The sequence below is a fragment of the Luxibacter massiliensis genome (assembly GCF_900604355.1).
GTDB lineage: Bacteria > Bacillota > Clostridia > Lachnospirales > Lachnospiraceae > Luxibacter > Luxibacter massiliensis.
The window spans coordinates 1,300,780-1,313,540 of sequence record NZ_UWOE01000001.1; the positions used below are offsets into that span (position 1 = coordinate 1,300,780).

Below are 12,761 nucleotides of genomic sequence, written 5' to 3' on the forward strand. Positions count from 1 at the left end.
ATGTCAGCAAAAACAGACTGGTTTAAAAAATTTTTATTTATATTTAAAATCGTATATTTATTGTATTTACTCCTGGCCTTCAATTCTTTTGTCAACGCTGAGGCTTGGATGAATGCGGCGTCTTACGGGGTCACAGCTATGGGGGCGGGGATGGCGGCCTGGATGCTCTTCCGCTATAAGCGTTATATGAAAGCATACAATCTGTGGCTTCTGCTGGCGTTTATTGCCAGCTATATAATCAGCGCAGGGGCCCATATATCATATGGGGTTATGGAGAATATAAAGGGAACTATCTGGCTTGTACTGCCCATCATGCTGGTCTATATAACTGCCTTTGACATGTCCGCAGAAGAGATGAGAAAGGAATTAAAATGGCTGTCATGGATATATGTTTTATACTCCACGGCGGCTAACCTGGTGAGCCTTAGTATGGTCTACTGGGGGAGAATGTATGAATTTAAGGATGAAGCAGGGGCCTATCATGTGATAGGATACCGGTGGAACCGGCTTTGGGGTATCTATGACGATCCAAACCACGGGGCCACAATTACAATCATAGCCTTATTTATACTCATCTGGGCGTTTTTTGCGGTAAAAAGGATATGGCTGAGAATTTTGATGATTCCGGTTTTTCTCATTAATTATTGCTATGTCGCACTGTCTGATTCCAGGACCGGACTCGTGGGTTTGACTGTGGGGATACTGATTGGCGGATTTTACGGGTTATGGCAGTACAGAAGAAGATGCAGGCATCTGTTTTTGGGGGCGGCAGGTATCCTGCTTGCCACCGGGGTTGCTTTCACAGGGATTTTTGCAGTAAAGGCCGCATACCGGCCAATAGAGAAAAAGATTGTCAGCAGCCAGACGAAAGCAGCTCCCAGCACAAAACCTCCTGTGAATACGAATAACCAGCTCCGTAAAAAGGATATAAATAAGGATTACAGCAATGGCAGAATTGAAATATGGGAGAGCGGGATCCAGATTATAAAATCCTCTCCCATAATTGGGGTCGGATATCGGAATATGGCCCCATATACATTGGAACATCTTCCGGATACATACTTGGTAGATAATGGCCAGGGAGGCCTGTATAACTCTATGCATAATCTGGAGCTGGATATTTTTGTCAGCCAGGGAATAATCGGTATCCTATTGTTTTTGGCCCTGCTTTTGAACATGGGCAGGATCCTATGGAGAAGATGCAGGCACACAGAAGGTGAGGCTGACAGGATGGAGGTGCTGTCTTTTACAGCAGCTATTTCCCTGGGAGTCGCGGGGACGTTTTTATCATTTATTTTTTACGTAAATGCACCACAGAGTTTTTGTTTCTGGCTGTTTTTAGGATATCTGATGAGAAATTGCCAGCTGGTGCAGGATAGGGAGAGAAAATGAAAAAAATTCTGGCAGGTTTTATTATGGACGGCAAGAGCGGGGGGGTTGATAAATACCTTCTAAATTTTCTGGAGGCCGTGCATGGCGAGGATGTAAGAATTGATTTTCTGACAAATGAAGTAGATGCAGAGCTGCGGCAGTTTTTACAGCAATACCATTCCAGGCTGTTTCCAATAGCGGGACTGAAAAGGCCTGTAAAACAGTTCTCACAGGTATGTAGGATTTTAGAAAAAGGGCAATATGACATGGTATATCTTAACGTGTCCACAGCCATTGACTGTATTGCCGCTTTTGCGGCCAGGCGGGCAGGGGTAGAGGAGCGCGCCATACACAGCCATTCCAGCGGCAATGACTGCGAAGATGCACTGCAAAGGTTTATATATAATACGGTTCATAGGGCCTGCAGACTGTTTTTTTATCGGGCGGGCACAAGATTCTACGGATGTTCTCATAAGGCCGGAAGATGGATTTTCCCTAACAAGATTGTACAGTCAGGCAAGTTTGAGGTCATATATAATGCTGTTGACCGGCTGAGCTTTAGCTATGACCCTCACATAAGGGAAGTGACGCGCAGTGAGCTTGGTATAGAGAATAAATTTGTTGTTGGCCATATCGGGAATTTCAGATATGCCAAAAATTATCCTCTGCTGATTGATATATTTGAGCAGATATACCGCCAGGAAAAAAAGGCAGTCCTGCTTCTTGCGGGCACAGGGGATGAATTAGAAGTTGTCCGTAAAAGAGTAAGTGATAAAGGACTTGGACAGGCCGTGATGTTTTTAGGGTGGCGCCCAGATACGTACAGGCTTTACCAGGCCATGGATGTATTCTTGCTTCCTTCCAGGTTTGAGGGACTTCCAATCGTCGGGGTGGAGGCCCAGTGCACAAAATTACAGTGTGTGCTCAGCGATGAAATCACGGACGAGACGAAGATACAGGATCAGTGTTATTTCCTGAGCCTGAAAGAAAACCCCAAAAGCTGGGCAGACTTTATTTTAGGGCACAGAGGATATGACAGAGAGAAGGTAAAACTTCTCAGGGAAGCTGACAACTATGACCTGGAGTCACAGAGAGGGCAGCTTAGGAGGATCGTATGCCATTAGTCAGTTTAGTGATAGCAGTATATAATATAGAAGAATATATAGGGGCATGCATCCGCAGCGCGGCAGGGCAGACTTACAGCAACCTGGAAATTCTTTTGATTGATGATGGATCCTCTGACAGAAGCGGTGAGATCTGTGATGAGGCTGCCGGGAAGGATCCGCGGATCCGGGTCATACACAAGGAGAACAAAGGGATATCTGATGTCCGCAATGTGGGAATCCAGGAGGCCAGAGGAATCTATCTGATGTACATTGACGGGGATGACTATATTGCCCCTGACTGTGTTGAGTCGGTTCTTCTGTGTGCCCGGGAAAATGAGGCGGACATTGTGGTGTTTGATTACACGGAGGTGGAAGAATCCACTGGCAGGAAGGATCACTGGAGCATGGACGTGCCGCGGGGCATGGTGACGGATGCAAAGGAGACCCCGGCCCTGCTTGTGGCCTCCCCCAGTCCCTGCAATAAGCTGTATAGGAAAGCTTTCCTGGAAGACACAGGCCTGAGATATCCTGTGGGGAGAAATTATGAGGACTTGGCTGTGACCCCCAGGTTTATGGTAAATGCCAGGCGTGTTGTATATCTGGAACGTCCTCCCTTGTACTACTATATAATCCACGATGGGTCTATTATGAGGAGCAGGAATTTCAAAAAAAGCTTTGAGGACAGGAAGGCGGCGGTAGAGGACATACTGGATTATTTTAAAAGCCATGGCCTGTATGATGAATTTAGAGATGAACTGGAATACCTGGCCTTTGAACATGCATATTTTGTTCCCACAAAGGAAGTGCTGTACTATGATCCCAAAAGTGAATACCGCGGCCGTTTTCGGGAATTTGTATTGGACATATTTCCCAGGGCAGAGAAGAATCCCTATGTCCGTATGTGGCTTTCCCGGAAGGATAAGCTCATATTGTGGCTTATGGCCAGGAGGCTGTACTGTGTAATCAGGCTTCTCTCCAGAATACGCAAAAAGGCTGACCTGAAAAAAAAGAAAGTGTAAGATTAGAAATAGCTGCGGCCTAAAAAGACGGCAGAAAAGCAGTGGCAGTAAATATGGATATGGAGGTTGGTATGGAGAAAATATTGACAGTTGTGATCCCGTCCTACAATGTAGAAAGATTCTTGCAGGAGACCTTGGAATCCTTTGTGGAGGAGAGAGTCCTGAAGGATATAGAGGTACTGGTTGTGGATGACGGCTCTAAGGATGGGACAGCAGAAATAGGAAAAGCCTTTGAACAGATGTATCCCGGGACTTTCCGGGTGATTTCTAAGGAAAATGGAGGCCATGGCTCCACCATCAATAAAGGTATAGAGCAGTGCCAGGGGAAATATTTCAAGGTTGTGGACGGAGATGACTGGGTAAATACAGAAGATTTCTGTATTTTGGTGGACAAGTTAAAAACTTGCGAGGCAGATTATGTGGTGACAAACTACTACGAGGTGAACGACCAGACTGGAGAAAAAACAAAACAGGATTTCTCTCTTCTGGCAGAGGCGGCAGACCCGGCAACAGGAGTCTTAAGCTTTGAGGAGGCGGCCAAAAGGGTACAGATGCCAATGCATGCACTGGTAATCCGCAGCAGTATCTTAAAGGATAACAATATCAGGCTGGATGAACACTGTTTTTACGTTGATGTGGAATATATTTTGTATCCCCTCCCTTATGTCAGGACGGTGGCATATTTTGACCTGTCTGTCTATATGTACCGTCTGGCCCTGGCCACCCAGAGTGTCAGTATCCAGGGGTTCCAGAAGCATATGCAGAACCATATAGACGTGATCCTGCATTTATCAGTGTTTGCTGAGAAGTTCAGGAAGAATGCAGAAGATGCCGAGGCCCTCAAGATAGATTATATATGTAAAAGAATTGCCGCTATGGTTGGCGACCAGATTACGATATTTATCAGTTTTTCTGAAAAGGACAAGAGGATAAAAGAGAAATTCATACAGTTCGACAGAGAGCTAAGAGAAACAAGCCAATATATTTATGATTTGTCTGTCCAGGAGAGCGGCACATTTAAGCTCCTGAGGACAGTAAAGTTCAAAGGGTATGAAATGATTGTAAAGTCGGCACGGAAGAGAAACGGCCTGGAAGAAGGGTAAGACTATGAAGATTAAATCAGTAAAATTTAATTTTATAATGAATTTTACTTTGACCATGTCTCAATTTCTGTTTCCCATGATCACATTTCCATATGTGTCCCGGGTCCTTGGGCCGGCTGGAAACGGAAGTGTGGCTTTTGCGACTTCGGTGATTACGTATTTTACTATGTTTGCCATGCTTGGAGTGCCGACTTATGGAATACGGGCCTGTGCAAAAGTCAGGGAGAATAAGGAGGAATTATCCAGGACTGTCCAGGAATTGCTGCTTATCAACCTGATTATGATGATCCTGTGCTATATTGCTTTTGGCTTTTCACTCAGGTTGGTAAGCGGGTTTCAGGAGGACCGGACGCTTCTTATTATAAGCAGCGCAGCGATGCTGTTAAATGTCCTGGGCGTGAGCTGGCTTTACTCAGCCCTGGAGCAGTATGCCTATATAGCGGCAGCAGGCATGCTGTTTAAAGTTTTATCTATATTCCTGATGTTTGCCTTTGTACGTACAAAGGAGGACTATATTATATACGGGGCCATTGCTGTGTTTGCCAGTGCAGGCTCCTATGTGCTGAATTTTATCAGGCTCAGGAGATTTATATCTTTGAAGCCTGTGAAGTATTATAATTTCCGGCGCCATTTAAAACCGATCCTTGTTTTTTTTGCCATGTCCGTGGCCACCACGATCTATACTAATCTGGATACGGTAATGCTAGGATTTATGAAAACAAACACGGATGTAGGGTACTATAATGCGGCAGTGAAGATAAAGACAATTCTTGTCAGCCTGGTTACTTCTATGGGCACTGTTTTGCTGCCCAGGCTCTCTTTTTATATAGAGAGTGGGCAGATGAAGGAATTTCGGAGGATGATTGCTAAGACAATTAATTTTGTGCTTCTGGTTTCTCTGCCTCTGACAGTATATTTTATTTTATATGCCAAAGAGAGTATTCTGCTGTTGTCAGGTGAAGAGTTTATGGGAGCCGTTATCCCTATGTGTGTGATTACGCCTACGATTATTTTGATTGGACTGACAAATGTGCTGGGGATTCAGGTGCTTGTGCCAACGGGAAAAGAGGATAAGGTACTGATTTCAGTGATCATAGGTGCAGTGGTGGATTTGATTCTAAATGCAGTATATATTCCCAAGTATGCGGCGGCAGGCGCTGCCCTGGGAACCTTGGTGGCAGAGATAGCGGTCTTGATTGTGCAGATAGTGTATTTGAGGAAAATGCTCTGGGAGATGAAAAAGGAGCTTAACTGGAAGCTGCCTATTGCCGCCCTTTTAGCTGCCACGGCAGTCGTATGTATTTTTAAGAATTATATTTCTGTGGGTTCCGTATTCCTCACCCTTCTTATTTCAGCAATAATATATTTCGGGATTTATGGCACAATACTGCTTATTGGCAAGAATCCTTTTGTGATGGAGATTATCAGGCCAGTGCTGGCAAGGCTGAAGAGAGGCTTATAAGCCGCGGCACTTAAAGGGCAGGCATGTAGGCGGAAAACGTCTGCGGGATCTGCAGAACATAAGGGATGATGGCTGGTGGGAGACGCCCAAAAGCTGGACATAAGGCAATATTTTTAGATAGGAGGGATGAATATGTATCAGAAGAAAAAAAGCAGCTGGCTGAAGCATCTGGATTTTATAGTTTTAGACTGTCTGTGTATGGAACTGGCATTTGTCATCGCCTATCTGCTCAGGCACGGATGGGGGAATATATACAATTTTGCCCTGTACCGGGACGTGGCGGGAATCCTTGTCCTGATGCATTTGATTGTTGTCTTTTTCGGGGAAGGCTATAAAGGGATTGTCAGAAGAGGGTATTTTGAGGAACTAAAGGCGGCCGTCATCCATGTGACAGCGGTGGACGTCCTTCTGAATATGTACTTATATTTATTGAAGAAAAGCGGGGACTATTCAAGGATCACGTATGTGTTAATGTGGGGGATCAGCATTATTTTGATATATGCTGTCAGGATTCTGTGGAAAAACCACATTAGAAGTAAACAGAAATGGGGGACAGGCCAGCGGTCTTTGATTATTGTATCTCTGGAAGAAACTGCCGGGAAAGCTGTGAAGATTATAAGAGAGAATAGTTTTGGAGACTACACTATTGCTGGTATCGTTTTACTGGATGCAGAGGTAGGGGCAAAGGACAGGCAGATACAGAATATCCCAGTGGTGGCAGATGGAAGCAGTGTCGTGGAGTATGTACGGTACCATTGGGTAGACGAGGTGTTTTTTGATATACCCTTTGGTACATACGATTGTGAGAAGCTGATCGGCGACTGTGAGGAGATGGGAATCACGGTGCATCAGCGGCTGGCGGTAGAGAGTGAGATGTACCGGCATAATCAGATTGTGGAGAGGATGGGGGGATATACGGTCCTGACCAGCAGCGTAAACATGGTGTCTAACCGGCAGCTTTTTTTCAAAAGAACGCTGGACATCATTGGCGCCCTGTTTGGGCTGCTGTGTACAGGAATCCTGTTTATCTTTGTGGCCCCCTGTATTTTTGTAAAATCTCCGGGCCCCGTATTTTTTTCACAGTGGAGAGTGGGGAAGAATGGGAAAAAATTCAGGATATATAAATTCCGCAGTATGTACATGGATGCGGAAAAGCGAAAGCAGGAATTAATGAAAGATAATAATATCAAGAGCGGCCTCATGTTCAAGATAGACCGTGACCCGAGAGTGATAAAAGGAATCGGTGAATTTATCAGAAAAACTTCTATTGATGAATTTCCTCAGTTCTTTAATGTGCTTAGAGGGGAAATGAGCCTTGTAGGCACCAGGCCGCCCACAGTGGATGAGTGGACAAAATATGAGCTGTACCACAGGAAGCGCATGGCCATCAAGCCGGGACTGACTGGGATGTGGCAGGTAAGCGGCAGGAGTGAGATTACAGATTTTGATGAGGTAGTGGCGCTGGATACAAAATATATAAAAGAATGGAGCTTTGGCCTGGATCTGCGAATCCTGGCAAAGACAGTCCTGGTTGTGCTAAAGAGGAAGGGGGCATCTTAAGTGAAAAAGCATGTATTTATTATCGGATCGAAGGGAATCCCTGCCCAGTATGGAGGTTATGAGTCATTTTTGGAGAAGCTGACCTACTATCAGAAAAGCAGCCAGATTCAGTATCATGTCGCCTGCCTGACAGCCTCAGAACAACCGGGGAGGACATTCATCCACAATAATGCCGCCTGCTTTAATATCAGGCAGGTTAACATCGGGCCGGCAAAAGCGATTGTGTATGATTTGCAGGCGTTTATTTATTGTCTAAATTATATTAAGGCGAAAAAAATAGAAAAGCCGGTCATTTATGTCCTCGCCTGCAGGATTGGCCCTTTTTTCTGGTACCTTAAAAAGAAGGTCAGAAGTCTGGGAGGGGAATTATATATTAATCCGGACGGGCATGAATGGAAACGTGCCAAATGGAGCTGGCCTGTTAAAAGGTATTGGAAGTTATCAGAAAAGAAGATGGTCAAGCATGCAGATCTTGTTATCTGTGACAGTAAAAATATTGAGGCATATATAAAGAAAAGTTATGCTGCCTATGGGCCAAATACGAGATTTATAGCATATGGTTCAGAGACATCCCCCTCAGTTCTTAAAGATGACGATAAAAAAGTACAGGATTGGTATAAAGATAAGGGCACAAGGCCGGGCGAATATTATTTAATTGTGGGCAGATTTGTCCCAGAAAATAATTACGAGATTATGATACGGGAATTTATGCAGTCTTCTACAAAGAAGTCCCTCCTAATTATTACAAAAATAGATAATCAGAAATTTTACCAGCGTTTATTAAATAAAACAGGGTTTGACAAAGACAAAAGAATTAAATTTGCCGGGACAGTATATGATCAGGAGTTATTAAAAAAACTGCGGGAGAATGCATTTGCTTACATCCATGGCCATGAGGTAGGAGGAACGAACCCAAGCTTATTAGAAGCATTAGGAAGTACAGAATTAAATTTACTGCTTGATGTGGGGTTTAACAGGGAGGTTGGGGAAAATAGTTCCTTATATTGGTCAAAAGAAAAAGGGGATTTGAGTAAATTGATAGAACGTAGTGAATCACTAACTGATGAAGAATGCCATAGGATGGGCGGGAAAGCAAAAACTCGGATTAGAGAAGCTTACAGCTGGGATTATATTGTAGGCAGTTATGAGACGCTATTTACAGGGGAAGGATAGAAACCATTATGCGTATATTACATTATTGTCTGGGATTCCCGCCTTACCGGACAGGAGGGATGCCTCAATATTGTTTAGACCTGATGATACAGCAGCGAAAAGACGGACATGAAGCAGGAATGCTCTGGCCTGGAAGTATGGGACTTCGCAGAGGTAAAATCAGGATAAAATCAGGGAGAAAAACTCTTGGAATTGATAGTTTTGAGTTAATGAACCCACTCCCAGTTGCGCTGGACGAAGGAATTGCGGAAACAAAATCCTACATGGAACCTGGAGAAATAAAAGTATTTATGGCTTTTTTGAAAAACTGGGAACCTGACGCAATACATTTCCATACCTTTATGGGGATATATAAAGAGTTTCTGGAGGCGGCAAAGGAATTAAGTATTCCAATGATTTATACAACACATGATTTTTATGGACTGTGCCCGAAGGTGACCTTTTTCCACAATGGGGAATTGTGCACAGAAGACCATGGCTGCCTGGATTGTGTCCAATGTAACAGGACTGCCCTTTCTTTGAGAAAAATACGCCTGATGCAGTCGCCTGTCTACCGCCTGATAAAGAATACAGATATAATCAAAAAATTAAGGCAAAAACACAGAGCAGATTTTTTTAAAGGTAATTCGATGGCGCCTGTTCCTGCGGTTTCTGCCCATACAGAGGAAAAAAAGAAATATGAGTACCAAGAACTCCGCAAGTATTATATGAGTATGTTTCGTATGATCGATAAGATGCATTATAATAGCACAGTTACGGAGGCGGTATTTAAAAAATATTTTGATTCGGTGCCAGGAAGTGTGATTAGTATTACAAATGGAAGTATTCAAGACAACAAAAGGGTAAAAAAAGCATCAAAGCAAGTAAGGATAGCTTTTTTAGGGGCCCCAAATCCAGTTAAAGGGTATGGGTTGTTAGTAAGTGCATTAGATGAACTTTGGCAGGAAGGATATAGAAATTTCGAATTACATTCCTATGGCAGTGGACAAAAACAGGAACGTTATCTACAGTCCCATCCCCGTTATCAGAGGACAGAATTAGGACATATAATGGAAAATACTGATATAGTTGCAGTGCCCAGCTGTTGGTTTGAAACCTTTGGGTTTGTTGCATTGGAGGCATTAAGCTACGGGGTGCCTGTATTAATAAGCGAAAGAGTTGGAGCGAAGGATATCATAAAAGATGGCCGGACGGGATTTATAGTATCGCCAAATGTACAGTCTCTGAAGGAGAGGATCCGGTCAATATTAGATTCACAAAATGGCACCTTCGAAGCAATGAATCGATGTATTGTAAAAGAGCAGAAAATCAAAACAATAGACATACATGCCAAAGAAATAGAAGAGCTTTATGAGCGGTAATTTTTAGCTAAGGAGTGTAAAAATAATATGGGGATTCTAGAAAAAAATATAAAAACAATCTTGGAAGCTGCGTATCTTTTATTATTTGCAGTCATGATAGGATATTATTTTTCTTGGACAACAACTTTTGAGATTGTATGGCCTGAATATTTCTATCGTAATCTCAGGATATTACTGCTCATTGTTATTACAATGAGGTTTGCGGCTGAAGATAAAATTTGTCTTGCTGATATTCTATTAGGCGCATTGACAGCATTTATATTTCTAGTGGCGTGGCAGCATAATACTTATGAAGAATTAAGCAATATTGTTCTGCTGATTGTAGGATCCCGGGGGATTTCTTATAGAAAAATAGTAAAGGTATTTCTGATTACATGTAGTGTACTTCTGTTTTGGACAGTATTTTCTGCATTGACAGGCAGAATAGAGAATTTGATTATATATCAGGATGGCAGAAGGCAGAGAATTTCATTTGGTATTGTATATCCTACAGATTTTTCGGCACATCTTTTTTATATGATCACTGCTTATTGCTGTATCAGGAAAGAACGGTTGAGATACTTAGAAATAGGGGGTATAGCGGCAGTCGGAATTTTTGTATATATTTTCTGTGACGCCCGTTTAAATACGATTTGCATATTATTAGTGGCAGGCTGTATGGCTTTTAATAAGTGGAGGCACCGTCGTGCCCAGCACCAATACCAGATGCATTCTGCCTTGTCACTACTCTTATGCCTATCAACTACAATTTGTGCCATGGTCATGATTGGACTGACCTTGCTTTATGACCCCGGAAGTAAGTTAATGGTACTTTTTGACAATATCTTAAACAGCCGGCTGCGGTTGGGAAAAAAGGGAATTGATTTATATGGCCTCTCTATATTTGGACAACCTATTAAATTAATCGGGAGCGGCAATAGTGTGAAACAGCCAGAAAATTATTTTTTCCTGGATAGTTCATATCTTTATGTGCTGCTGCAATATGGAATTCTTGTCCTTGGAGTGCTTCTGTTACTCTTTGCAGTACTGAGTTTCAAAGCCAGAAAAGAAAGACAATGGACATTGTTATGGCTCATTGCGGTTATGGGGCTGCAATGTGTTGTGGAGCACCATATAATGGATATCAGCTATAATATATTACTTTGGCTTCCGTTGGCATGTTTAAGCGAGGAACCCGGGAAGGAGCCTATAATAAAAAGGGGTTGGAGAAAGGTAAAAGCATGAAATCAGTTAAGATTAATAAAATTTTTCATAAATATCCTGTTTTGATTGGAATTATACTGATTGCAATATTGATAGGCGGTCTAGTTATATATAAATATTGGATGGAAAGACAAGTAGGAGAATCAACAATTGTTCCTGAAGATCTTGCACGTGAGCAGACGATAGAACAATTCCAGGATCCGGAGGATCTCTTAAGATATATCATGTCAGCTTTGCAGAAAAAGGATTTGGACCTGTTTCTGAGGGCATGTGCTGTAGATGAACGTTTGCTGGCAAATCCGTTTTACGAAACTATCAATAAATCAGAGATGTTTGGCTATGATATGGGACTCCCCCCTTCTGCAGATTATGAAGAGTACAGGGCATTGAGCTCTATTGAGTTAGCGAAATATTATACAGATAAGTTTGAAGAATTCCAGAAGTATTTTGCAGACCTTTCTGTTTCAGAAATAAGCAGCGTGGGGATTTTACATCCAGAGGAGCAGATGTCATCTGATATTTTATATGAATCCAGCAAAATCTGCGGCAGCTGGGGAGCAGATGCAGCTGTAAAAATGGCAGTTTTAATAAAGAGCCAGGATAAGGAATTTATGGTGACTTTTACTGTCACCAAGTATTATGGATATTGGAAAGTGTTTGATTTTGGGTCTGTATTTCCAGAAGATGGGACAAACTCTTTTATTGAGGAAATAACGAAAAAGGAATTTGATTCTATTACTGAACAGAAAGATATTTTAGGTTATCTTGAAGAATTAAGTAAGAAATTGAATACAGAGGAAACAACGGAGGAACAGGCAGAGAAAGAAGAGATTAAGGATCCGGAAAAGGAAATCCTGCCTCCGAATTATTTTATAGTAGGGTCATCCTTCGGGAAAGATGAGAAGGATACTATACAGAAATATTTACTTGCATTACAGAAAAAGGATGTTACAAAGGCTTTAAGCTATTGTAATATAGATGCTCAGGCAGAAGATTTAAATTCAGTAAATGCAGAAGTCATTCAATTACAGGAACGATTTGCTAAACAGCTCACTTATTTATATTATGGGTTGCTGGGGGAAGAGTACTCCCCAGAAAGCAGGAAATTAAACGAGCTGGAGAAAACGGCAGAGGATATATTGGAAGAATTGAACCCGGAAATGATTCCCTACATGGATGTAAAAGATATGATCGAGGTGAAAGGGAACCTGCCTGATAATGAGGCACAGTATGTTGTGTTTTATGCTTTTAATGGGAAGTGTTATGTGAGCGGCTATACTTTGGTTTGGCAGGATGAGGGATGGCAGATTGCATCTTTGTCATTAAAGGACGGGAATTTAAAAGACGGAGAAGTAAAGGAAATTTCATGGAAGAAGTATAATCAGCTGATGGGGAATGAATAG

The 12,761-nt window shown here is 42.5% G+C and carries 10 protein-coding genes; all 10 read left to right on the forward strand.

Annotated features, from left to right (window positions below; all coding sequences use genetic code 11):
- The 10 genes from EFA47_RS06020 (at position 1) to EFA47_RS06065 (ending at position 12,761) form a co-directional block, all read left to right on the forward strand.
- Positions 1 to 1,392: an O-antigen ligase family protein gene (locus tag EFA47_RS06020; protein ID WP_164689932.1), complete on the forward strand. Its 1,392-nt coding sequence runs from the start codon at positions 1 to 3 to the stop codon at positions 1,390 to 1,392.
- Positions 1,389 to 2,495 carry a glycosyltransferase gene (locus EFA47_RS06025; protein WP_122642443.1) on the forward strand — a complete coding sequence of 369 codons (1,107 nt, stop codon included), beginning with the start codon at positions 1,389 to 1,391 and terminating at the stop codon, positions 2,493 to 2,495. The genes EFA47_RS06020 and EFA47_RS06025 overlap by 4 nt, the downstream gene beginning before the upstream one ends.
- Positions 2,486 to 3,496: a glycosyltransferase family 2 protein gene (locus EFA47_RS06030; protein ID WP_122642444.1), complete on the forward strand. Its 1,011-nt coding sequence runs from the start codon at positions 2,486 to 2,488 to the stop codon at positions 3,494 to 3,496. The genes EFA47_RS06025 and EFA47_RS06030 overlap by 10 nt, the downstream gene beginning before the upstream one ends.
- Positions 3,497 to 3,567: 71 nt before the next feature.
- Entirely contained in the window at positions 3,568 to 4,599 is a 1,032-nt protein-coding gene (locus EFA47_RS06035; RefSeq protein ID WP_122642445.1) for a glycosyltransferase family 2 protein, read from the forward strand.
- Between the two features lie 4 nt (positions 4,600 to 4,603).
- Entirely contained in the window at positions 4,604 to 6,061 is a 1,458-nt protein-coding gene (locus EFA47_RS06040; RefSeq protein WP_122642446.1) for a flippase, read from the forward strand.
- A 132-nt stretch (positions 6,062 to 6,193) separates the two neighbouring features.
- The gene (locus EFA47_RS06045) at positions 6,194 to 7,621 is read left to right on the forward strand and encodes a sugar transferase (protein WP_122642447.1); all 1,428 of its coding nucleotides are present in this window, start codon (positions 6,194 to 6,196) and stop codon (positions 7,619 to 7,621) included.
- Positions 7,622 to 8,794, forward strand: a complete 1,173-nt coding sequence (gene cps2T / locus EFA47_RS06050; RefSeq protein WP_122642448.1) for a beta 1-4 rhamnosyltransferase Cps2T — start codon at positions 7,622 to 7,624, stop codon at positions 8,792 to 8,794.
- Positions 8,795 to 8,853: 59 nt separating this feature from the next.
- Entirely contained in the window at positions 8,854 to 10,155 is a 1,302-nt protein-coding gene (locus EFA47_RS06055; RefSeq protein WP_164689933.1) for a glycosyltransferase, read from the forward strand.
- Positions 10,156 to 10,182: 27 nt separating this feature from the next.
- A complete protein-coding gene (locus EFA47_RS06060) occupies positions 10,183 to 11,379 on the forward strand; it encodes a hypothetical protein (protein WP_122642450.1) in 1,197 nt (398 codons plus the stop codon).
- The gene (locus tag EFA47_RS06065) at positions 11,376 to 12,761 is read left to right on the forward strand and encodes a hypothetical protein (RefSeq protein ID WP_122642451.1); all 1,386 of its coding nucleotides are present in this window, start codon (positions 11,376 to 11,378) and stop codon (positions 12,759 to 12,761) included. The genes EFA47_RS06060 and EFA47_RS06065 overlap by 4 nt, the downstream gene beginning before the upstream one ends.